General features: G+C 71.7%; 17 protein-coding genes. 5 read left to right on the plus strand and 12 right to left on the minus strand.

The genetic code is table 11. The annotated features are described in order from the left end of the window. Positions 1-66: 66 nt before the first annotated feature. Positions 67-1,461: a polysaccharide deacetylase family protein gene (locus ACFQQJ_RS08190; protein ID WP_377105570.1), complete on the plus strand. Its 1,395-nt coding sequence runs from the start codon at positions 67-69 to the stop codon at positions 1,459-1,461. A gap of 455 nt (positions 1,462-1,916) precedes the next feature. Here the strand turns inward: ACFQQJ_RS08190 and ACFQQJ_RS08195 are convergent, their stop codons facing one another. The 4 genes from ACFQQJ_RS08195 to map form a co-directional block, all read right to left on the minus strand. Continuing rightward, the gene (locus tag ACFQQJ_RS08195; protein WP_377105572.1) at positions 1,917-2,285 is read right to left on the minus strand and encodes a phage holin family protein; all 369 of its coding nucleotides are present in this window, start codon (positions 2,283-2,285) and stop codon (positions 1,917-1,919) included. A 348-nt stretch (positions 2,286-2,633) separates the two neighbouring features. Continuing rightward, positions 2,634-3,686: a threonine aldolase family protein gene (locus tag ACFQQJ_RS08200; RefSeq protein WP_377105574.1), complete on the minus strand. Its 1,053-nt coding sequence runs from the start codon at positions 3,684-3,686 to the stop codon at positions 2,634-2,636. A gap of 43 nt (positions 3,687-3,729) precedes the next feature. Beyond that, positions 3,730-5,124 carry a DUF6421 family protein gene (locus ACFQQJ_RS08205; RefSeq protein WP_377105576.1) on the minus strand — a complete coding sequence of 465 codons (1,395 nt, stop codon included), beginning with the start codon at positions 5,122-5,124 and terminating at the stop codon, positions 3,730-3,732. A 280-nt stretch (positions 5,125-5,404) separates the two neighbouring features. Then, the gene (gene map / locus ACFQQJ_RS08210) at positions 5,405-6,253 is read right to left on the minus strand and encodes a type I methionyl aminopeptidase (RefSeq protein ID WP_377105578.1); all 849 of its coding nucleotides are present in this window, start codon (positions 6,251-6,253) and stop codon (positions 5,405-5,407) included. A 19-nt stretch (positions 6,254-6,272) separates the two neighbouring features. On the opposite strand from map, the gene ACFQQJ_RS08215 reads away from it, so the two are divergent. Further along, positions 6,273-6,533, plus strand: a complete 261-nt coding sequence (locus tag ACFQQJ_RS08215; RefSeq protein ID WP_377105580.1) for a hypothetical protein — start codon at positions 6,273-6,275, stop codon at positions 6,531-6,533. A gap of 13 nt (positions 6,534-6,546) precedes the next feature. Here ACFQQJ_RS08215 and ACFQQJ_RS08220 read toward each other — a convergent pair whose 3' ends face one another. Next, positions 6,547-6,936 carry a VOC family protein gene (locus tag ACFQQJ_RS08220; RefSeq protein WP_377105581.1) on the minus strand — a complete coding sequence of 130 codons (390 nt, stop codon included), beginning with the start codon at positions 6,934-6,936 and terminating at the stop codon, positions 6,547-6,549. 75 nt (positions 6,937-7,011) lie between these two features. On the opposite strand from ACFQQJ_RS08220, the gene ACFQQJ_RS08225 reads away from it, so the two are divergent. Then, positions 7,012-8,349, plus strand: a complete 1,338-nt coding sequence (locus tag ACFQQJ_RS08225; RefSeq protein WP_377105583.1) for a glutamine synthetase family protein — start codon at positions 7,012-7,014, stop codon at positions 8,347-8,349. A gap of 662 nt (positions 8,350-9,011) precedes the next feature. Here the strand turns inward: ACFQQJ_RS08225 and ACFQQJ_RS08230 are convergent. From ACFQQJ_RS08230 to ACFQQJ_RS08250, 5 genes are all read right to left on the minus strand, one after another. Beyond that, positions 9,012-10,649, minus strand: a complete 1,638-nt coding sequence (locus tag ACFQQJ_RS08230) for an HlyD family efflux transporter periplasmic adaptor subunit (protein WP_377105585.1) — start codon at positions 10,647-10,649, stop codon at positions 9,012-9,014. Further along, complete coding sequence (locus tag ACFQQJ_RS08235) at positions 10,649-11,878, minus strand: ABC transporter permease (RefSeq protein ID WP_377105587.1); 1,230 nt, start codon at positions 11,876-11,878, stop codon at positions 10,649-10,651. Before ACFQQJ_RS08235 ends, ACFQQJ_RS08230 begins: the two co-directional genes overlap by 1 nt. Then, on the minus strand, positions 11,875-12,579 hold the full coding sequence (locus tag ACFQQJ_RS08240) for an ABC transporter ATP-binding protein (protein ID WP_377105589.1): 705 nt from the start codon (positions 12,577-12,579) through the stop codon (positions 11,875-11,877). The genes ACFQQJ_RS08235 and ACFQQJ_RS08240 overlap by 4 nt, the downstream gene beginning before the upstream one ends. Further along, entirely contained in the window at positions 12,576-13,808 is a 1,233-nt protein-coding gene (locus tag ACFQQJ_RS08245) for an efflux RND transporter periplasmic adaptor subunit (RefSeq protein WP_377105591.1), read from the minus strand. The genes ACFQQJ_RS08240 and ACFQQJ_RS08245 overlap by 4 nt, the downstream gene beginning before the upstream one ends. A 133-nt stretch (positions 13,809-13,941) precedes the next feature. Next, a complete protein-coding gene (locus ACFQQJ_RS08250) occupies positions 13,942-14,328 on the minus strand; it encodes a sterol carrier family protein (RefSeq protein ID WP_377105593.1) in 387 nt (128 codons plus the stop codon). Positions 14,329-14,352: 24 nt separating this feature from the next. Here ACFQQJ_RS08250 and ACFQQJ_RS08255 point away from each other — a divergent pair, with 24 nt between their 5' ends. Further along, the gene (locus ACFQQJ_RS08255; protein ID WP_377105595.1) at positions 14,353-17,331 is read left to right on the plus strand and encodes a bifunctional [glutamine synthetase] adenylyltransferase/[glutamine synthetase]-adenylyl-L-tyrosine phosphorylase; all 2,979 of its coding nucleotides are present in this window, start codon (positions 14,353-14,355) and stop codon (positions 17,329-17,331) included. Positions 17,332-17,340: 9 nt separating this feature from the next. Here ACFQQJ_RS08255 and ACFQQJ_RS08260 read toward each other — a convergent pair whose 3' ends face one another. Together ACFQQJ_RS08260 and ACFQQJ_RS08265 are read right to left on the minus strand one after the other, a co-directional pair. Beyond that, positions 17,341-19,836: a glycoside hydrolase family 65 protein gene (locus ACFQQJ_RS08260; RefSeq protein ID WP_377105596.1), complete on the minus strand. Its 2,496-nt coding sequence runs from the start codon at positions 19,834-19,836 to the stop codon at positions 17,341-17,343. Next, positions 19,833-20,582 (minus strand): HAD family hydrolase, encoded by a 750-nt coding sequence (locus tag ACFQQJ_RS08265; RefSeq protein WP_377105597.1) that lies wholly within the window; start codon positions 20,580-20,582, stop codon positions 19,833-19,835. The genes ACFQQJ_RS08260 and ACFQQJ_RS08265 overlap by 4 nt, the downstream gene beginning before the upstream one ends. A 66-nt stretch (positions 20,583-20,648) precedes the next feature. Here ACFQQJ_RS08265 and ACFQQJ_RS08270 point away from each other — a divergent pair, with 66 nt between their 5' ends. Then, positions 20,649-22,082 carry an FAD-binding protein gene (locus ACFQQJ_RS08270; RefSeq protein WP_377105598.1) on the plus strand — a complete coding sequence of 478 codons (1,434 nt, stop codon included), beginning with the start codon at positions 20,649-20,651 and terminating at the stop codon, positions 22,080-22,082. Positions 22,083-22,096 lie beyond the last annotated feature (14 nt).

Genomic DNA, 22,096 nt, shown 5'->3' on the forward strand with positions numbered 1-22,096 from the left:
GTCGGGGGGTTGATCACCGCCCTCGTGGTCGGCTGCACCGGAACGCCAGCGCCAGTCGCGCCTACCGTGGATGCCACCGCGACGCCGACGCGAGTGATCCCGCTCCCGCCGACGCCGGATACTCCTGCACAGCTCGCCCTGGTCGACCCGACGATCGTCTCCGGCCTCACCGCCGACGTGAGCGAGGTCCTGACCCGTGGTCAGTACACCTACCTCTCCTACCCGGAGTTCCCCGGTGACGCCGCGTGGACCGAGGCGATCAAGTCCCAGCTCGCCCCGAAGGTGGAGCGGTTCCGACAGCTCGCTCCGCGCGACAGCGAGGCCCCGTATCCCGAGCTGTCGGTCACCTGGGATCTGATCGCTGCGTCGCCGTCCGCGCTCGGCATCCGGTTGGTCACCACCGAACTCGGGCCCGACAACACCTTCGACGGTGCGGTGGAGACGAACTGGTGGGACCCGAAGGGCCGCCGGTCGCTGGGGGCTGACGCACTCATCCGTACGGACGCTTCCGCGGAGTTCTTCCGCCGCCTCACCGACATTGCCAAGGCCGATCCGCGGGTCGACATGGCCCTGTTCAACGAGGAGCTCGACGGCGAATGGGAGGCGATCCACTCCGTTGCGTTCGACTCCGACGGCAACCTGTGGGTGGAGTTCCCGACCCGTCAGGTGTCCGACGCCGACGAGCCTTTCGGGGTGAGCGTGCCCGGGGACGACCTGCTCTCCGACTTCGGCAAGGCGGCACGAGCGGCAGCCGTGACACCATCCGACCCGGGCATCGGACCGACACCCACCCCCTCGGCGCCGGACTCCGGTGCCCCGACGCCGGTTCCTTCGGCGCCCGCGGCCGGTCGGCCCAACTGCGCACGGCTGAAGTGTGTCGCCCTCACCTTCGACGACGGACCCGTCTCCGGCACCGCCGAGCTGCTGGACATCCTGGCTCGCAAGGAGGTCAAGGCGACCTTCTTCATGGTCGGCTCGAACGCGGCAACCAAGCCCCAGCTGGTCAGGCGGATGGCCGCCGAGGGGCACGTCCTGGGCAACCACACCTGGGACCACCAGCAGCTGACCAGGCTCAGCCGGGCCGCCATAAGGATCGAGATCGACCGCACCAACGCCCAGATCCGCAAGGCCGCCGGCGTTACCCCGACCCTCCTGCGGCCGCCGTACGGGGCCACCAATCCCACGGTGCGGGGGGTGGCCGCCGACCTCGGCATGAGCCAGATCCTGTGGAACGTCGACCCGCTCGACTGGAAGGACCGCAACAGCAGCACCGTCGCTTCACGTGTGCTCGCGGCGGCCCGCCCCGGATCGATCGTGCTCTCCCACGACATCCACCCCACGACCGTGAAGGCCTACGCGCGGATCATCGACGGGCTTCGGGCGAAGGGCTTCACGCTGGTCACCGTCCCCGAACTCCTGGGTTCGCGGCTCACGCCCGGCGCTTCCTTCCGGGGACGCTGACCCGCAGCGCCGCGACAAGCCAACGAAGAGATCACGAACACCTGCCCACGCAGGCAGGGCGCCGAGGGGGACAGAGGGACCGAACCTGCGCGCGACGACACCGTCCGTCCCGCCGACCGGTCAAACGGAAGGCGCCAAAGAGCGCTGCGGTGACGACGGCGGCAACCCCACTCCCGGGAGCGGTCGCGCAGGAAGGCGACCAGCAACAGGATCAGGACGATCCACGGCATCGGTCGGCGTCGTCGTGCCTCGGCGTCCAGAGGTGGGCGACCGGCCGGGAGCCGGCCGCTGCCGCCACGGCTGCCCTGATGGGCAGGCCGGACCCGGCGCTGCCGGAACCCGACTCGCTCGGGCTACCGACGACCGCAGTCAGCCCTGTCACGCGCCCGGCCAGACCCTCACCCTGCTCAGCGTGCGCCGTTCCGTCCGTCCCGCCCGGGCCCGACGGACGCAGCTCACAGGTGGAGGAAGGCCGCCAACACCCAGCGGAGGAGTCCCGCGACGACGGCCATGGAGATGGCGCCGACCATAGCGCCCCCAAAGCCCTTGACCTCGAAGCCGGGGAGAAGGCGGCCGGCAATCAACAAGACGATTGCCGCGACGACGAAGTGGACAATCGCGCCCACCAGGCCTGACCCGATCGTGACACCCAGGACGCCGAGGAGCGCGGTGACAAGGCCGCCGACCACCGCGACCGTGAGAGCGGCAAGGAACGCTGACCCGAATCCGGCGACCTTGATGCCCAACCCCATCTTCGCGACGAGCCAGATCACCAAGGCCCCGAAGAGGGCGGCCAGGGTGACGCCGACAACAACTCCGAGCATTCGAGCCATCCCTTCGCTTGAGGCCCGCCCCGAGCCTGCACGGTGGATGCCTGCGGCACCGGGTTCGTGGAGACTGCCGTCCGCCGACGGCGGCTCGCGGGGCGGTTGATGCTATCCATCTAGCTCATGCAGCGCAATCAATTCTGGAGGCGGATCGCGGTTCCGACGATGTGGTTGGGGGTTGGCACGAGTGATCGGGGGGAGAGGGAGATCACTCGGCCAGCTAAACTATGGCAGTTCGTGCCGGTCGGCCGCAGAACCCGCCGAGCCGACTACGTAGAGGTGCTGACGAGGCCCCCCGACCCGGACAGGGGGTGCGCCGCATGGAGTCGAGGGCCCCCAGCACCCTCACCGGCGCGCCGCGACCGCCTCGGTGACCAGCGCAGCGAAGGTGTCGACGTCCTCGGCCGTGGTGTCGAAGGAGCACATCCACCGCACCTCGTTGACGGAGGCGTCCCAGTCGTAGAACGCGAAGCGCTCCCGGACGACGTCCGCCACCCCGTCGGGAAGCCGTGCGAAGACCCCGTTGGCCTGGGTCGGCTGGGCGAAGGTGATCCCGGGGACGCCCTCGAGCGCGGCCCGCAGGCGGGCCGCCATCGCGTTGGCGTGGCCCGCGTTGCGCAGCCACAGGTCGCCGGAGTAGAGCGCCACCAGCTGCGCGGAGACGAACCGCATCTTGCTGGCGAGCTGCATGTTGAACTTGCGTGCGTAGACGAGCCCGTGGACGGCGTCCGGGTTGAGCACGACGATGGCCTCCGCGCCGAGCGCGCCGTTCTTGGTTCCGCCGAGCGTCAGGATGTCGACACCGACCTCAGTGGTGAACGCGCGCAGCGGCAGCCCGAGGCTCGCCGCGGCATTCGACAGGCGCGCGCCGTCCAGGTGCACCACCATGCCGACGTCGTGGGCGTGGCGGGTGAGCGCCGACAGCTCCTCGACCGTGTAGACCGTGCCCAGCTCGGTGGACTGGGTGATCGACAGCGCCAGCGGCTGCGCCCGGTGCTCGTCTCCGAAGCCCCACGCCTCGGTGTCGACCAGGTCGGGGGTCAGCTTGCCGTCCGGTGTGGGGACGGAGTACAGCTTCAGGCCGCCGACCCGCTCCGGGGCGCCGCCCTCGTCCACGTTGATGTGCGCGGTGCGGGCGCAGACCACCGCGCCCCAGCGCGGCAGCACCGCCTGCAGCCCGGTGACGTTGGCGCCGGTGCCGTTGAACACCGGCCACGCCTCCGCGTCCTCGCCGAAGTGCTGCCGGACGACCTCCTGGAGCCGCCGGGTGTACACGTCGTTGCCGTAGGACGACTGGTGGCCGAGGTTGGCCGCACCGATCGCGGCCAGCACGTCGGGGTGGACGCCGGAGTAGTTGTCGGACGCGAAGCCGCGCGCGGCGGGGTCATGGAGCTGCACGACGCGATTCTCTCACCCGGCCGCGGCGGCCCGTGGCCGGGCGTCAGGCGTCGACGCCGGTGATCCCCGAGGTGGACGCGACGACGTCCCGCATCTTCTTCTCGAACGCCTCGTAGAACATCGACAGCGGGAACTCGTCGTCCATCACCAGGTCGGTGAGCTCCTTCGGTGTGCCCTTCAGTGGTAGCTCGCCGCGCTTCCAAACCGAGGCGGGGTGCGGCTCGACCACGCCGCTGACCAGCGCGTACGCCGCCAGCCAGTGGGCGACCTTCGGCCGGTCGATCGAGCGCCAGTACAGCTGCTCGATCTCCTGCCCCAGTTCGTTGACGCAGTCGGGCACCTCGTCCCAGTCGAAGGTGAGCTGGGTGTCGGTCCAGTGCAGCACCCGCCTCTGGTGCAGCCAGGCGAACAGGAGCTGACCACCCAGCCCGTCGTAGTTGCGCACCCGCGTCCCTGTGACCGCGAACCGGAAGATCCGGTCGAAGATCACCGCGTACTGCACCAGCTTCGCGTAGCGGGCGAGCTGTTCCTGCTCGGGCGAACGCTGCGGAAGCGCGGCCAGTTCCCGCTCGATCCGGACGGCCTCACGGAAGGCGGTCAGGTCGCAGCGCAGTTCCTCCAGCGAGTACAGGAAGAACGGCATCCGCTGCTTGATCATGAACGGGTCGAACGGCAGGTCGCCGCGCATGTGCGTGCGGTCGTGGATCAGGTCCCACATCACGAAGGTCTCCTGGGTGAGCCGCTGGTCGTCCAGCATCTCCGCGGCGAGCGGAGGCAGGTCGAGCCGGGTCACCTCGGTCGCCGCCCGCACCACGCGCCGGAAGCGGGCCGCCTCCCGGTCGCAGAAGATGCCGCCCCAGGTGAAGGGAGGGATCTGCCGCATGGCGACGGTCTCGGGGAAGAGAACGGCGGAGTTGGTGTCGTAGCCGGCGGTGAAGTCCACGAACTGGATGGGGACGAACGCAGCGTTGGTGTACGCGCCCGCCTCCAGTTCAGCAACGAAGGACGGCCACACGACCTGGATGAGCAGCGCCTCGATGTGCCGGTCGCGCGAGCCGTTCTGGGTGTACATCGGGAACACCACGAGGTGGGTGAGCCCGTCGACGCGGTGCTGCTCGGGGTGGAAGAGCACCAGCGAGTCGAAGAAGTCCGGCTCCTTGAAGTAGCCGGCCGCCCACCGCTCCAGGTCTGCGGTGACGGCGGTCAGGTAGTCGGCGTCGTGGGGGAACTCCGGCGCCAGCGCGGCGATCCCGTCCGCCAGTTCGGCGACGTGGTCGCGCGCGGTGGGGTGGTGGGCGGCGTCCTCGATGGCGCCGTTGGAGGACTGGAGGGACGCGAGCGCGGTGGCGGCTCGCTTCACCTGCAGCCAGGCGGGGTGCTCGGCGAGCGACGGGGTGTCGTGCCCTGCGAGCGTCGTGTCGGTTGCGGCGGTGGCCATGGCGCATTCTCACACGGACGTCGGCGGGCGGCCAGAACCCGCGAGCGCGCCGCGGAGGTGGGGTGGGCGGCCCAGCCAGATAAACCGGGGGGTTGGCGACCTGGCGGGGCCTGACCGTCCGTCTCCGTGTTCTCGGAGGGGGGGAGAGGAGTCGTACGGCTCGCACCACCGTAGCGGTCCGGGCCGCCCGGCCGAAATGCGCAGCGCCGCCGGTCCGGCGTGCGAGCCGTGGAGTCTCAGGTACGGGTTCACACCTGGCTCGGCCGGCCGTGCCGAGGGCTCACGGGACGGTGAGGATCTCCGCGCCGTCGGGGGTCACCACGATGGTCTGCTCGAACTGTGCGACCCGGCTCCGGTCATTGGTGACGACCGTCCAGCCGTCGTCCCACACGTGCGAGCGCTGGTCGCCCATGGCCAGCATCGGCTCGATGGTGAAGGTCATGCCGACCTCCATCAGGGTGTCGACCATCGGCTCGTCGTAGTGCGGCACGATGAGGCCGGAGTGGAACGCGGTGTGCACGCCGTGGCCGGTGTAGTCGCGGACGACGCCGTAGTTGAACCGCCGGGCGAAGGACTCGATGACGCGCCCGATGACGTTGATCTGTCGCCCCGGGCGGACGGCTCTGATCGCCCGGTTCATGGCCTCTTCCGTGCGCTCGGACAGCAGGCGGGACGCCTCGTCCACCTCGCCGCAGAAGAAGGTGGCGCAGTTGTCACCGTGGACGCCGCCGTGGAACGCCGTCACGTCGATCTTGACCAGGTCGCCGTCCGCCAGCGGGCGCGCGTCCGGGATGCCGTGGCAGATCACCTCGTTGACCGACGTGCAGCAGGCCTTGGGGAAGCCGCGATACCCCAGGGTCGAGGGGTAGGCGTCGTGGCTGACGATGAAGTCGTGGACGACCTGGTCGATCTCGTCGGTCGTCACCCCGGGCGCGATCACCGCGGCACCGGCGTGCATGGCCTGCGCCGCGATGCGTCCGGCGACGCGCATGCGCTCGATGGTCTCCGGCGTCTGCACGTGGGGCCCGTCGTACCGTTCGGGACGGGGGCGTCCGACGTAGTGGGGCCGCGGGATGTGGTCCGGAACCGGACGCTGGGGGGACACCGGGAAGGGCTTGATCGCGGTCACTCCTGCGATCATAGTGGGCGTGAGTCGGACGATCGGAGGCGCATTCACCATGGCGATCGGCGAGTGGTACTACTGCCTCGACCACCACACGGTCGAGCCCTACGAGGGGTGCAAGAGCGATTCCCGGCTCGGCCCGTACGCCACACCGGCGGAGGCGGCGAACGCCCTGGAGCGCGTGGCCCAGCGCAATGACGAGTGGGACAACGACCCGCGCTTCGTCGACGACGACGAGGACGATCCCGACGAGGACCCCGACCGGGCCGGGCTGTTCGGCGTCTGAGCCGCCGGCCCGGTCACAGCCAGGCGAAGAGGTCCACCCGGTTGCCGTCGGGGTCGAGGACCGTGGCGTAGCGCTGGCCCCAGAACGCGTCCCACGGCTCCCGGTGGACGGTGTGGCCGGCCTGCGCGAGGCGCGCGCTGGTCGCGTCCACCTCGGCGGGATCGGCGCACTCGAACGCCAGCGTCATCGCCGGCCCGCCGACCGGCGGCTGCCAGTCGGGGTCGAAGGAATGGACGACCGAGACGCTGTCGAACATGATCCGGACGCCCCCGGGCGTCTCGCACTCGACGTGTCCCTCGGCGTCGTCGGAGGGGTCGAACTCGAGGCCGAGCAGCCGGTAGAACCCCAGGCTGGCGGCCATGTCGGCGACGGTGATGCCGATCGCGCTGAACGAAAGGGCCATGGCCTCACGGTACCCAGCGTGTCCGGCGGTCACGTGTAACCAGATTGAAACACTTCTCGGGGCAGACTGAACCGCATGGATAAGCAGACCGAGTTCGTGCTTCGCACCATGGAGGAGCGGGACGTCCGCTTCGTCCGGCTCTGGTTCACCGACGTGCTGGGGTTCCTCAAGTCCGTCGCCATCGCCCCCGCCGAACTCGAAGGCGCGTTCAACGAGGGCATCGGCTTCGACGGCTCCGCGATCCAGGGCTTCGCGCGCGTGTACGAGTCGGACATGGTGGCCCACCCCGACCCGTCCACCTTCCAGCTGCTGCCGTGGCGGGGCGCCACCCAGGGCACGGCCCGGATGTTCTGCGACATCCGGCAGCCCGACGGCTCGCCGTCCTTCGCCGACCCGCGCTACGTGCTGAAGCGGGCGCTGAAGAAGGCCTCGGACATGGGGTTCACCTACTACACCCACCCCGAGATCGAGTTCTACCTGTTCAAGCAGCCGATCGTGCCCGGCCAGCCGCCGGTGCCGGCCGACCAGTCCGGCTACTTCGACCACACCACCACCTCGCCCGGCGCGGACTTCCGCCGCCAGGCGATCACCCTCCTGGAGCAGATGGGGATCTCGGTGGAGTTCAGCCACCACGAGGGCGGCCCCGGCCAGCAGGAGATCGACCTGCGCTACGCCGACGCGCTCACCATGGCCGACAACATCATGACCTTCCGGGTGGTGATCAAGGAGGTCGCGGTGATGCAGAACCTGTTCGCGTCCTTCATGCCCAAGCCGCTCAGCAACCACCCGGGTTCGGGCATGCACACCCACGTCTCGCTCTTCGAGGGCGACACCAACGCGTTCTACGACGCGAGTGCCGAATACCACCTGTCGAAGACGGGACGCCAGTTCATCGCCGGGCTGCTCAGGCACGCCGGGGAGATCACCGCGGTGACCAACCCGTGGGTCAACTCCTACAAGCGGCTCGTGGCCGGCGCCGAGGCGCCCAGCTACATCTGCTGGGGCCAGAACAACCGCTCCGCCCTCGTGCGGGTGCCGATGTACAAGCCGAACAAGGGTGCGTCCGCGCGGGTGGAGCTGCGGTCGATCGACGCCGCTGCCAACCCCTACCTGGCGTACGCGATGGTGCTCGCCGCTGGCCTGGCGGGCATCGAGAACGAGTACGAGCTGCCCGAGGGCGCAGAGGACGACGTCTGGTCGCTGACCGACCGCCAGCGGCAGTCGCTCGGAATCACCCCGCTGCCGCGCAGCCTCGGCAACGCCATCGACCTGATGGAGAACTCCCAGTTGGTCGCCGACACCCTCGGCGAGCACGTCTTCGACTTCTACCTGCGCAACAAGAAGGCGGAGTACGACTCCTACCGCGGGCACGTCTCGGAGTGGGAGCTGACCAACTCGCTGCCCACGCTCTAGGGACGCCGCCCCCCGTCCCGCCGTTCGCCCCGGGCCCTTCCTGCCCCCGAATGTCATTCGTGCTGCCGGAATTCCGGTAGCGGGAGTGGCAATCGGCAGCGAACGCGGGGGGTGGGACGGGTGGTGCGCGTGGGACGCCGTCCCCGGCAGAGGCGAGGGGGTGAACGCGGCGGAGCCTTCGCCATTCCGCCCGCCGGCTCTCCCACGTCACCACACGGCCACCTTCTGGAGCGCCACCGCCCACCGCTCGCCGTCCGCCCTCACCTCGCACCCGCCCCGCCGCCCGTGCCGGGCCGTCCCTGCCCCCGAATGTCACTCGTGCTGCCGGAATTCCGGTAGCAGGGGTTGCAGTCGGGGGCGAACGCGGAGGGTGGGACGGGTGGTGCGGGTGGGACGGGGCGGAGTCGCGCCGGGCCGATCGGGGACGGCTAGGGCGACGAGGACTCCGGCGTCCGGGAGTGTATGGACTTGTCCGGGAGCCGAACGGGGACGTGACGCGGGCGGTTGAATGGTGGTCACCAACGGCCGCCGGGCCATGCAGGCTTCGGCACCCGGACTTCTCTGAGGGGGGCAGACCCGGAGGCGTGTCGATGGCAAGGCCCGTCAGGACGACCCGGGGGTGAGTCCTGACGGGCCTTTTGTGCCTCCCGCCGGCGCGGTTCCTAGCGACTGGCCGTGGCGCTCGGCTGCGGAGCGGTCGACGCGGATGCCCCCGCGGCGCTCGCCGAGGCCGTCGCCGACGCGCTCGACCGGGAGGTGGTGGTCGAGCTCGAGCGCCGGTTCGACTGGTTGGACGGGATCTCCGCGGTGTTGTCGGCCAGCACCACCAGGGTGCCCGCCTCCAGCCCGGACGTGATCTGCACCCAGCCGCCGCCGACGGCTCCGGTCGTCACCTCCACGGTGCTCGCGGTGGTGGCTCCCGCGTTCTCCACCACCTGGACGGTGGCGGTGCCCGTCCCGGTCGGGGTCACGGCCGACGCCGGCACGCGCAGCACGCTGGTCTCGGCCCGCACCGGGATCAGCACCGCGGCCTTGGAGCCGGACGCGAGCAGGCCGGTCGCGTCACTGACCGACACCGTGGTGGTGTAGGTGGGCGAGCTGCCGCTCGTCCCGCTCGTCTCGAGCGTGGCGATGGACGCGATCCTGCCGGTGAGCGCCGTGGCGGAACCGGCCGGGGTGACCGTCACCTCCTGGCCGACCTTCACCAGCTGGCGGGTGGACAGGGGCAGCTCGAACGTGACCACGGCGCTCCCGGACCCGACGATCGTGATCGAGCCGGACGAGGCGCTGTCGCCCTTGGCCAGGCCGACCACCCCGACGGTGCCCGAGATCGGGGCCACCAGCTCGGCGTCCGCGAGGTCGGCCTTCGCCGCGGCGAGATCCTGCTCTGCCTCGAGGAGGTCGGCCTTCGCCGACGCGACCTGGGAGGCGCTCACCGAGCTCGAGCTCGACGAGCTCTTGCTGGTCTTCTTGCTGCCGCCGGCGTTCGGGGTGGTGAGCAGTGCCACCACCTGCTGGAGGTTGGCGTTGGCGGCCGTCACCTCCGCCCGTGCGTTCGCGCAGGTCTGGAGCTCCTCGTCGGAGAAGTCGGAGTCGATCGTGTCGGCCAGCTGGGACGCGCTCGCCGTCGGCGTGGCCTCCGCGGCGGGCGTCTCCTCCGTGCTGGCGGTCGCCGTCGGGGTCGGCGTGGCCGTGGCCTCGGCCGCGCCGGTGCCGTCCGTCGCCTCACCGGTCGCCGTCGGGGTCGCGGTCGCCGTGGGCTCGGCTTCGGGCAGGATCGCGGCGAAGATCGCGGAGCAGGCCTCCGACTCGCTCACCACCGCGAGGTTCACCCGGCTGACGGCCTCGTTCAGGACGGTCGGATCGATGGTGACGACCGCCCCACCCGAGCCGCCGGAGCCGGAGGACCCGGAGGAGCCCGACGTGCTCGACGGGTGCTGCGCGGCGTACAGCGAGGCGTTCGCCCTGGCCACCGACGTCTCCGCGTTCAGCACGGCGAGCTGGAGCGATCCCTTGTTGAGGACGGCGAGCACGTCGCCGGCGTCCACCTCGTCACCGACGGCCACGGAGACCTTTCGGACCGTCCCGTCGACGGCGAAGGTGGCCTCTGAGGTGTTCTTCCGGGTCACCGCGCCGCTGGCGACGTAGGTCTGGGTGACCTCGCCGGTGCCGGCGGTGGCGGTCACGTAGCGCTGCGAGGCGGCGCTGGACGTCCCGGCCACGGCGATCCCGACGCCGGCGACCACCGCGAGGGCGGTCCCGGCGCCGAGCACGGCCCGGATGCGGGGGTTGGCGAACATCATTCACTCCTCAGTGCGTCGATCGGTGCGAGCTTGGCCGCCCGTGCCGCGGGGTAGACCCCGGCCACCAGGCCGATGCCCAGGGACACGACCAGGGCGATCAGCGTGGCCGGGATCGAGATGAGCACGGTCATGCCGAGGACGGGGGTCAGGATGGCGGCGCCGGCGAAGCCCAGCCCGACGCCGATCAGGCCGCCGAGGACGCCGAGGATGCCGGCCTCCACCAGGAACTGCCGGCGGATCACGCCCGGTGTCGCGCCGAGCGCCTTGCGCAGGCCGATCTCGCGCACCCGCTCGCTGACCGAGACGAGCATGATGTTCATCACGCCGATGCCGCCGACCAGCAGCGAGATCGCCGCGATGCCGCCGAGCAGCAGCGTCAGGATGCCCGTGATCGACGTCGCGGTCTCAACGAGGGACGCCTGGGTGCTGACCGTGAAGTCGGCACTGTCGGAGGTCACCTGATGCGACGCGAGCAGGGCGGTCTTCACCTGCTGGTAGGCCGCCGACAGGCTCTCCGTGTCCCGGCCGGACAGGTAGATCGTCGACACGCTGTTCGCGCTGCTCGAGGTGGACAGGCGGGACGCGAACGTCGTGATCGGGACCAGGACGGTGTCGTCGAGGCTGCTCGTGGTCGAGGAGCCTTCCGAGGCCAGCACCCCGATGATCGAGAAGGACTGGCCGTTGACACTGATCGACTGGCCGACCGGCGAGCCGGTCGTGAACAGCTCGCTGGCCGTCTCCGAGCCGATCACGGCCACGGTCGCAGAGGAGTCGACCTCGGACTGCGTGAAGAACCGGCCGGTGTCGACCTCCCGGGCACGGACGGTGGCCCATTCCGGCACCGTCCCGACCACGGTCGAGGTCCAGGTCGTCTCCGACGACTGCAGCGAGCCGCTCGTCGAGGACGTCGGCGCGACGGCGGCCACGTCCGGGACGATCTGGGGATCGGCCAGCATCTCGGCGTCCTGAAGAGTGAGGGTCGAGACGGTGCTGCCGCCGCCGCGGAACCCTCCGGACGACGACTGGGACGGCGACACCGAGATCAGGTTCGAGCCCAGCGAGTTGATCTGATCGGTGATCTGCGCCTGTGCGCCCTGGCCCAGGCCGACGGTGAGCATCACCGCGGCGATGCCGATCAGGATCCCGAGCATCGTCAGCGCTGACCGCATGCGGCGCGCATTGAGCGCTGCGACAGCCGTGCGCAGCGTCTCGGTCCAGCCCATCATCGCGACGCTCCCGCCGTCGCCACGGGGGCGGACTCGCGCAGCAGTCCGTCGTAGATGTGCACGAGGTGCCGCGCCCGCTCGCCGACGTCCGCCTCGTGGGTGATCATCACGATCGTGCGGCCGGACTCGTTGAGCTCCTCGAACAGCTCGAGGATCTCGGCGGTCGAGTGGGAGTCCAGGTTGCCGGTGGGCTCGTCGGCGAGGATCAGGGCGGGGTTGGTGACCAGGGCCCTGGCCACGGAGACCCGTTGCTGCTGTCCGCCGGAGAGTTCGTTGGGACGGTGCTGGACGCGGTCGGCCAGCCCGACCTTCTCCAGGGCGAGCATGGCCCGTTCCCGGCGCTCCGCCGCCGGGACGCCGGCGTAGACCATCGGCAGTTCGACGTTCCGCAGGGCGGTCAGGCTGGCCAGCAGGTTGAACTGCTGGAAGACGAAGCCGATCTTGCGGTTGCGCACCTCGGCGAGCTGCTTCTCCGACATCGAGCTGACGTCGGTCCCGTCGAGCAGGTAGGTGCCGGCCGTGGGCACGTCCAGGCACCCGATGATGTGCATCAGGGTGGACTTGCCGGAGCCGGAGGGCCCCATGATCGCCAGGTAGTCCCCGGCGTCCACGTCGAGGTCGATCCCGCGCAGCGCCTCGACCTCGACCACGCCCGTGGAGTAGGTCTTGCGCACGCCGGTCATCTGCAGCATGCCCATCATCGGCCGCCCTGGCCGGTGCCGCCGGGGGGCGCCCCACCGCCGGGCGGGCCGCCGCCGTCCAGCCCGCCGCCGAAGCCGCCGCCGAAGCCGCCGCCCTGCTGCTCGGCCGAGCTGGTGGACGTGGAACTGGGGCGGGTGAAGGTGATCAGGACGGTGTCGCCCTCGCTCAGCCCGCTGGTGACCTGCGTGGAGCTGCCGAAGACGGTGCCGACCTCGACCTCGACGGTGCTGTTGGTGCCGTCGGTGACCTTCGTGACCACCGTCTTGCCGTTCTCCGTCCGGATCGCCGCGGTGGGCACGGTGAGGACGTCGTCGTAGGTGCCGGTGGTGATCACCGCTGTGGCGGTCGTGCCCGAGTACAGGTCGGTGTGGGTGCCCGACAGTGTGATGACCACCGGGAAGGTGGCCGTCCCGTCGTCGCTGGTGGACGTGGCCACGATGCCGACGGAGGCCACGGTGCCGGTCAGCGGGTCGGTGGTGGCGTCGGTGGTGACCGACACGGCCTGGCCGGCCTTCACGCTGCCCAGGTCGGCCGCGCCGACGCTGCCCTCGACCTTCCAGGTGGAGGTGCCGATGATCACGAACTGGGCCGAGCTCGTCGAGCTGGTGGTGGAGGCCGAGCTGCTCGAGCCTGAGCCGCCGGAGGACGAGCCGACGGTGTCGCCGACCTCGACGTTGACGCTGGCCACCGTCCCGGAGATGGGGGAGCGCAGCACGGCGGCGTCCAGGTCGTCCTGCGCGCTGGCGAGCGCGGCCTGCGCGGAGGTCACCTGCGCCTTCGCCGACGTGATCGCGGCGCTGCTGCCGTCGTTGTCGTAGACCTCGGAGAGGTTGGCCTTCGCCGTGGTCACGTTGGCCTGGGCGAGGTCGACGGCGTTCTGGAGCTCGGAGTCGTCGATCCGCGCGAGCTTCTGGCCCTTGGTGACCTTGTCGCCGGAGGTGACCTTCACGGAGGTGACCGTCCCGGAAACTGTGAAGTTGACGTCGGACTGCGTGCGGGGGCTCAGCGTTCCGTCGAGGGTGACGGTCTGCGTCTGTGTCCCCTTGGCGACCTCCACGGTCCGGCTGAACGTCGTCGCCGCCGTCGTCGCCGGCCGCAGGAACAGGTACGTGCCGACGCCCGCCCCGGCGAGGAGGGCGATCGCGAGCGCGAGCCCGATCCACCTCTTCGGGGTCATGCGGAAGCGGCGCCGCGGGGTCGCCGCGGCTTCGGTGTTCTCAGTTGTCATCGGTCCGGCCTTCGTTCCAGCGGTCTGCCACGCCCCTGAACCTAGGGACGCCACCTGTGCCGGACGCTGCGCGAACCTGTGTGCAGGCTGTGCGGCCGCCGCGAGTCCGCTGCGAGCGGCCCGGGGACGCCGGTCAGGCGGTCGCGCCGGGCAGCGGGAAGACCTCGGCGAGGTCGCTGTGGATGCCGGACGCCCGCACGGCGTGGGCCGCGCGGGCCTCCTGCCAGGTGAGGCTGCCCCCGGCCAGGCGGAGGAAGGTGACCGGGTCGGTCTGGACCACGTTCGGCGGGGTGCCGCGCGTGTGGCGTCCGCGCTCGCCCACGCCGAGCTGGACGGCGGCGAACGGCGGCACCCTCAGCTCGACCGTGCCGCCGGGGTGGCGGGCGGCGAGGAGCGCGCAGGCGGTGCGGGCGGCGCCGGCGAGCCGCGGCCGGGGCAGCTCGGCGCCGGGGTCGGCGGCCAGGGCCGCGACGACGCTGCGCAGGTCTGCGACTTCCGCAGCGGTCGGGGTTCTGGCCACGTGCCAGACGCTAGCATCGCGAGCGTGACGCGCATCGACAGCCAGTCCGCCCGCCTCGCCCGGCTCGGGTTCGCGGACGCGGCGGCCGTCGCGACGATGGTGGAGGGCTGGCAGGAGCTGGCCGCGCCCGGCCAGGTCGACCTCGCGCTCGGCGAGCTGCAGCGCACCGCAGACCCCGACCTCGCGCTGGCGGGTTTCGACCAGCTCACCCGGGCGCGGCCCGGGCTGTTCGGGGAGCTGGCGGAGAACCCCGCGTTCGCCCGGCGGCTGATCGCCGTGCTCGGCGCGAGCGTCGCGCTGAACCAGCACCTGGGCACGCACCCCGACGACGTGAACGCGCTCACCGGCGGCGTCGAGCGGCGGCCGGCGGCCGACCTGCGGGCGGAGCTCCTCACCGCTGTGGGCGCGGACCCCGGCGCCGACACCCCGTCCGCGGAGAAGGGACGTTCGGACGACCTGCGCCGCGCGTACCGCAGGGCACTGCTGCGCATCGCCGCGCGCGACCTCACCGCCGCCGACCCGCTGGGCGAGCTGCCCGAGGTGGCCGGCGAGCTCGCCGACCTGGCAGACGCCACGGTCGAGACCGCCCTCGCCCTCGCCCGCGGCGAGGTGCCCGGGTGGGAGAGGTGCCGCCTCGGCATCATCGCTCTCGGCAAGACCGGCGCTGGCGAGCTGAACTACGTCAGCGACGTCGACGTCCTCTACCTCGCCGAACCGGCCCTGGACGCCGACGGGGAGCCGGTGTGCACCGCCCAGGACGCCGTCTCCGTGGCCACCCGCCTGGCGAGCGCGCTCACCCGGGTGTGCTCGGCCCACACAGCCGCCGGCACGATCTGGCAGATCGACGCGGCCCTGCGCCCGGAGGGCAAGGCCGGCCCGCTGGTCCGGACCCTGGCCTCGCATCGCGCCTACTACGAGAAGTGGGCGAAGAACTGGGAGTTCCAGGCGATGCTGAAGGCGCGGCCGATGGCCGGAGACCTGGCCCTGGCTGGCGAGTTCGTCGACATGGTGTGGCCGATGGTCTGGCGGGTGGCGGACAACGACCAGTTCGTCGGCGAGGTGCAGGCCATGCGCCGGCGGGTGATCTCCCTGCTGCCGGCCAAGGAGGCCAGCACGGAGATCAAGCTGGGCGCGGGCGGCCTGCGCGACGTGGAGTTCAGCGTGCAGCTGCTCCAGCTCGTGCACGGCCGTTCGGACGAGCGGCTGCGCCTGCGCGGCACCTTCGAGGCGCTGGCCGCGCTCGTCGACTACGGGTACGTCGGACGCGGGGACGGGTACGACCTCGGCACCGCCTACCGGCTGCAGCGGCTGCTGGAGCACCGCGTCCAGCTGTACCGGCTCCGCCGCACCCACCTCATGCCGGAGGACGAGAAGAGCCAGCGGTGGCTGGCCCGGGCGATCGGGCTTCCGGAGCCCCGCGAGCTGATGCACCTGTGGCGTTCCACCGCGCGCCGGGTTCTCACGCTGCACCAGCGGCTGTTCTACTCCCCGCTGCTGGAGACCGTCGCCCGCATCCCGTCCGCGGAGGTGCGCCTGACCCCGGAAGCCGCGGAGACCCGCCTGCGGGCGCTGGGCTACGGCGATCCCCGGGCCGCGCTGCGCCACATCGAGGCCCTCAGCCACGGCATGACACGCCAGGCGGAGATCCAGCGGCAGCTGCTCCCGGCGATGCTCACCTGGTTCACCGCCGGGCCGAACCCCGACCACGGGCTGCTGGCGTTCCGTCAGGTGTCCGAGGCGCTTGGTAGTACACCGTGGTACCTCCGGGCGCTGCGGGACGGCGACGCCATGGCCGAGCACCTGGCCCGGATCCTGGCGTCCTCGCGGTACGCGGTCGACCTGCTGCTGCGGGCGCCGCAGAACGCCGCGCTGCTGGGGGACACCGACGGGCTGCGCCCGCGTCCGGCCGAGGAGGTGCTCGCCGAGATGCGGACGGCGCTGCGCCGCCACGACTCCCCCGAGGGCGCGATCGCGGCCGTCCGGGCGTCCCGGCGCAGCGAGCTGCTGCGGCTGGCGATGGCCGACCTGCTGGGCCAGCTCGACATCCCCGCGCTCGGGCGGGCGCTCTCCGACCTCGCGGGTGCCACGCTGGACGCCGCCCTGGAGGTGGCCTCGCGCGGCGCGCGGGTGCCCCCGATCGCCGTGATCGCGATGGGCCGCTGGGGCGGGGGAGAGCTGTCCTACGCCTCGGACGCCGACGCGATGTTCGTCGTCGCCGACAGCGACGACCCGGACGCCACCGGGAACGCCGTCACCGTGGTCAGCAGGCTGCGCGCGATGCTCGCCAAGCCCGGGCCCGACCCGGCCCTGGAGGTCGACATCGACCTGCGGCCGGAGGGCAAGGGGGGCGCGATGGTGCGCAGCCTGGGGTCCTACCGCGCCTACTACGAGCGGTGGTCCTCCACCTGGGAGGCGCAGGCCCTGCTCCGCGCCGACGTGGGGGCCGGCGACCGCGCGCTCGGGGCGGAGTTGCTGTCCGCGATCGCCCCGCTCCGCTACCCCAGCGGCGGGCTCAGCCACCAGCAGGTGCACGAGATCCGCAAGCTCAAGGCCCGGATGGAGGCCGAACGGCTGCCCCGCGGCGGCGACCCGGGCCGCCACGTGAAGCTCGGCCCGGGCGGACTGTCCGACGTCGAGTGGGTCGTCCAGCTGCTCCAGCTGCACCACGCCGCCGGCGACCGCCGGCTGCGCACCACCGGCACCCTGGAGGCGCTGGACGCCACCGTGGACGCGGGCCTGCTCGACGAGCCGGACGCGACGGCGCTGCGGGACGCGTGGCTGCTCGCCAGCCGGATCCGCAACGCCATCACCCTGCTGCGCGGACGTCCCGGCGACAGCCTGCCGACCGACGTGCGCGAGCTCGCGGCCGTGGCCCAGGTGCTCGGCTACGCGAAGGGCGAATCGTCCCTGCTGGTCGAGGACTACCGCAAGCGCACCCGGCTGGCCCGACAGGTGATGGACCGCGTCTTCTGGGGCGCGGGCGACCCTCCCGGCACGCCGTAGGCGCCGCCCTCAGCTGTCCGGCACCTGGTGGGGACTGAGGGTGGTGCTGCCGGTGGGCAGGCCCACGGTGAGCTCTTCCGGGGTGGCCGGACGCCCGTGCAGCAGCGGCACCGAGCCGGTGATCGTGGGCAGCATCGGGCCCTGTCCGTCGAGGGCCACGCGGACGGGCTCGCGCCCGGTGAGGCTCACCGGCTCGCCCCGCACGGTGAGCGTCCCGCCCGGGCCGTCGAGCAGGGTGAGCACGAGCTCGGACGCCGTCAGCTCTGCCTGCGCCCGGGAGCCGGCCAGCCCGAACCCGAAGCGCAGGGCCTTCCACCCGGCCGGCAGGCGCGGGTCGAGGCTGATCTGCCCGGAATGGTCGCGCAGCCCGCCGAACCCGTAGACCAGTGCGTTCCACACCCCGCCGGCGGAGGCGATGTGCACGCCGTCACCGGTGTTGTGGTGCAGGTCGGCGAGGTCGACGAAGATCCCCTCCATGAACGACCCCAGCGCCCGCTCCTGGTAGCCGACCTCTGCGGCGATGATCGACTGCACCACCGCGGAGAGCGTCGAGTCACCGGTGGTGATCGGGTCGTAGTACTCGTAGTCGGCGCGCTTCTCGGCGGCGGTGAACGCGTCGCCGGCCAGGAACAGCGCCAGGATGGCGTCGGCCTGCTTCAGCACCTGGAAGCGGTAGATCACCAGCGGGTGGTAGTGCAGCAGCAGCGGCGTGTTCTCCTCGGGTGTGTGGGCGAGGTCCCACACCTCGCGCTTGAGGAAGTCCTCGTCCTGGGGGTGCACGCCGAACCCCTCGTCGTAGGGGATGGTCATGGCCTCGGCTGCCGCCTCCCACACGTCCACCTCGGACAGCTCGAGCTGCAGGCCGGGGGCGATCGCGGCGAAGCCGTCGGGGTCGCCCGCGGCGAGCTCGCGGACGGCCGCCGCCGCCCGGCGCAGGTTCGCCCGCGCCATGAGGTTGGTGTAGAGGTTGTTGTTCACCACGGCGCTGTACTCGTCCGGGCCGGTCACCGAGTGGATGTGGAAGCTGCGCTCAGGCCCGCGGAAGAAGCCCAGATCGACCCACAGCCGCGCGGTCTCGACCAGCACCGGCAGCGCCTCGCCGGTGAGGAAGCCGGGGTCGCCGCAGACGTCGGCGTACTTGCACATCGCCCAGGCGATGTCGGCGTCGATGTGGTACTGCGCGGTACCCGCGGCGTAGTAGGCGGACGCCTCCTGGCCGTTGATCGTCCGCCACGGGAACAGCGCGCCGCGCTGGGCCATCTCCGCCGCCCGGTCGCGGGCTGCGTCCAGCATCGAGATGCGGAACCGCAGGGCCCGCCGCGCGAGCCCGGGGTTGGTGTGGGCGAAGAAGGGCACCAGGTACACCTCGGTGTCCCAGAAGTAGTGGCCCTGGTAGCCCGATCCCGACACCCCCTTGGCGCCGATGCCGCCGCCGTCCGCCCGTCCGGCGGCCTGCGCGAGCTGGAACAGGCACCACCGGACGGCCTGCTGCAACTCGGGCCGGCCGTCGATCTCCACGTCCGCGTTCGCCCAGTAGCCGGCCAGCCAGTCGCCCTGCTCAGCCGCCAGCACCTCGCGGCCCACGGCCTGCGCGTCGTCGATGGTCAGCCGCGCCAGCCCCACGAGGTCCTCGGCGTCGGCGTCCGCGCCGCCGTCGTGGTAGGCCACCCACTTCACCAGCAGGATCGGCCGGCCCTCGCTCGCCGCGATCCGGTAGGTGCGCCGGCCGAGGTCGGCGGTCATCCGCGTCTCGGTGGCCACCGGGTCCCCGGTGTACAGCTCGTGGTCGACGCACACGGCCAGGCCCAGGCCGGAGTGGGCGGCGCGGTAGGCCAGCGCCATGCGTCCCAGCTCCTCGCGCACCAGCTGCGAGAGAAGCACCCGGTTCTCGAACTGGGCCGAGCGCCGCGGGTCGAAGCCGACGGACGCCGCGGAGCCCTCGGGCACCTCGTCCTGGCGGTTGCGCACCTCGGAGGCGATCACCACGTCCGCCGGGCCGTCGAGCACGGTGACCTCGTAGGTCATCAGCGCGAGGTTGCGTCGGCTGAACGACACCATCCGGCTGGACCGGACGGCCACGCGCCGGCCGGACGCGGTGCGCCAGGTGACGTCGCGGCGCAGGACGCCCTCCCGGAAGTCGATGCTGCGCCGGAACGACTCGACGCCCGGGCCGGACAGCCGCAGAGGCTCGCCGTCCACGGTGATCGCGATGGTCTTGGTGTCGGGGACGTTGACGATCGTCTGCCCGGTCTTGGCGAACGCGAACGCGTCCTCGGCGTGGCGGATGTCCCAGGTCTCGTGGAAGCCGTTCACGAACGTGCCGTGCGCGTGGGCCTCGGCGTTGCCCTCCTCGTTGTTGCCGCGCAGCCCGAGGTAGCCGTTGCCCACGGCGAAGACGGTCTCGCGCTGGCCCAGGTGGGCGGTGTCGTAGCGGATCTCGGTGAGCCCCCACTCCTCGACGGGGAACCGGGTGCGGTCGACCGGGTCCGAGGCCGGGGCCCTCACGGAAGGAGCTCCGAGAGGTCGGAGACGACGAGGTCGGCCCCGTGGGCGCGCAACTCTTCCGCGCCCACGCCACGGTCGACCCCGACCACGAGCCCGAAGCCGCCCGCCCGCCCGGCGGCGACCCCGGAGACCGCGTCCTCGAAGACGACGGCCCGTTCCGGTGGAACCCCGAGCGTCTCCGCCGCCCACGCGTAGGTGGCCGGGGACGGCTTGCCGGCCAGCCCGCGTGCATGGGCCACCCGTCCGTCCACGACGAGGGCGAAGCGTTCGCGGAGGCCGGCAGCGGCCAGTACGGCCTCGGCGTTCTGCGAGGACGACACCACCGCCAGCGGCACCCCCAGGGTGGCGAGGTGGTCGAGCAGGAGCACCGAGCCGGGGTAGGGCGCCACCCCGTCCTCGGTCAGGACCCGTGCGAAGAAGGTGTTCTTGCGGTTGCCCAGCCCGCAGACGGTGTCGGCCTCCGGGGGGTCGGCCGGGTCGCCGTCGGGGATCGCGATGCCGCGGGAGGCGAGGAAGTCGCGCACCCCGTCGTAGCGGGGCTTGCCGTCGACGTGGGCGAAGTAGTCCTCGTCGGTGTAGGGCCGGGTGGACGCGTCCGCGCCCGTCCGGGCGGCCCGGTCGGCGAGGTAGGCGTTGAACATCCTCGACCAGGCGAGCATGTGGACCGTCGCGGTGGGGGTGAGGACTCCGTCGAGGTCGAACAGGCCGGCGTCGCAGACGGCGCGCAGGGTCTCGTTAGCGCTCATTGCGCCTGATCGTAGTCCCCGGCCACGGCGCGTGGCGGACCCCGCGGCCGAGTAGTCTGAGGCTCGATGAGCGCTCTCCAGACCCCCGACCTGCCCACCGTCTCCACCAGGCTGACCGGCTGGGGACGCACCGCGCCGACGACGGCCCAGGTGCTCTCGACGCCGGATCCGGAGGTGATCGCCGAGGCGGTGGCCGCGGTCGCCCACCACAACGCCGATTCGCCGTCCCACCTGCGGCGCGGCATCGTCGCGCGCGGCCTCGGACGGTCCTACGGCGACGTCGCCCAGAACGCCGGCGGCATCGTCGTGGACATGACCCCGCTGAACCGCATCCACGCCATCGACCCCGACGCGGCGACCGTCGACGTGGACGCCGGGGTCAGCCTGGACGACCTCATGCGGGCCGCCCTGCCGTTCGGGCTGTGGGTGCCCGTGCTCCCCGGCACCCGCCAGGTGACCGTCGGCGGCGCGATCGGCTGCGACGTCCACGGCAAGAACCACCACAGCGCGGGCTCGTTCGGCAACCACGTCGCGTCCATGCAGCTGCTGGTGGCGGACGGGCGCATCCTCACCATCACCCCGGACGGCTCCCCCGACGACCCGGACGCGAGCCTGTTCTGGGCCACCGTCGGCGGCGTCGGGCTGACCGGCATCATCCTGCGGGTGGTGCTGAACATGACCCGTACCGAGACCGCCTTCTTCATCGCCGACGGCGTCGTCACCCACAACCTGGAGGAGACCATCGCCGTCCACTCCGACGGCTCCGAGGCGGACTACGACTACTCCAGCGCCTGGTTCGACGCGATCTCGCCGGAGCCGAAGCTCGGTCGGGCCGCACTGTCGCGCGGCTCGCTGGCCACGCTCGACCAGCTGAAGGAGAAGGCGCCCAAGCTGGCCGCCGACCCGCTGGCGTTCAATGCCAAGCCCCTGTTCGACCTGCCCGACGTGTTCCCGAACGGGCTGGCCAACAAGCTCACCTTCGGCGTGCTCGGCTCGCTGTGGTACGCCAAGAGTGGCAACTACACCGGCAAGATCCAGAGCCTCACCGGCTTCTACCACCCGCTCGACATGTTCGGCGAGTGGAACCGGGCGTACGGCTCGCACGGCTTCCTCCAGTACCAGTTCGTCGTGCCGCCGGCAGCCGTGGGCGAGTTCACCCGGCTCATCCGCGACATCCAGGCGTCCGGCCACTACTCGTTCCTGAACGTGTTCAAGCTGTTCGGCCCCGGCAACACCGCCCCGCTAAGCTACCCGATCGCGGGCTGGAACGTGTGCGTCGACTTCCCGATCAAGGCCGGCCTGCACGAGTTCCTGCACGGCCTCGACGCCCGCGTCCTGGAGTTCGGCGGGCGGCTCTACACCGCCAAGGACTCCCGCACGACGGCAGAGACCTTCCACGCCATGTACCCGCGGATCGGGGAGTGGATCGCGACCCGGCGGCGCATCGACCCGCACGGCGTGTTCGTCTCCGACCTCGCCCGCCGGCTCGAGCTGGCCTGATCCACAACAGAGAG

The organism is Propionicimonas sp. T2.31MG-18, from assembly GCF_964266745.1.
Lineage (GTDB): Bacteria > Actinomycetota > Actinomycetes > Propionibacteriales > Propionibacteriaceae > Propionicimonas.

Bases quoted from the DNA above. Each gene is read 5' to 3' on its own strand.
- ACFQQJ_RS08220 (WP_377105581.1), bottom strand. From the start codon at position 6,936: ATGGCCCTTTCGTTCAGCGCGATCGGCATCACCGTCGCCGACATGGCC.
- ACFQQJ_RS08265 (WP_377105597.1), bottom strand. From the start codon at position 20,582: ATGAGCGCTAACGAGACCCTGCGCGCCGTCTGCGACGCCGGCCTGTTC.
- ACFQQJ_RS08245 (WP_377105591.1), bottom strand. From the start codon at position 13,808: ATGACAACTGAGAACACCGAAGCCGCGGCGACCCCGCGGCGCCGCTTC.
- ACFQQJ_RS08240 (WP_377105589.1), bottom strand. From the start codon at position 12,579: ATGATGGGCATGCTGCAGATGACCGGCGTGCGCAAGACCTACTCCACG.
- ACFQQJ_RS08230 (WP_377105585.1), bottom strand. From the start codon at position 10,649: ATGTTCGCCAACCCCCGCATCCGGGCCGTGCTCGGCGCCGGGACCGCC.
- ACFQQJ_RS08225 (WP_377105583.1), top strand. From the start codon at position 7,012: ATGGATAAGCAGACCGAGTTCGTGCTTCGCACCATGGAGGAGCGGGAC.
- ACFQQJ_RS08235 (WP_377105587.1), bottom strand. From the start codon at position 11,878: ATGATGGGCTGGACCGAGACGCTGCGCACGGCTGTCGCAGCGCTCAAT.
- ACFQQJ_RS08270 (WP_377105598.1), top strand. From the start codon at position 20,649: ATGAGCGCTCTCCAGACCCCCGACCTGCCCACCGTCTCCACCAGGCTG.
- ACFQQJ_RS08195 (WP_377105572.1), bottom strand. From the start codon at position 2,285: ATGCTCGGAGTTGTTGTCGGCGTCACCCTGGCCGCCCTCTTCGGGGCC.
- ACFQQJ_RS08205 (WP_377105576.1), bottom strand. From the start codon at position 5,124: ATGGCCACCGCCGCAACCGACACGACGCTCGCAGGGCACGACACCCCG.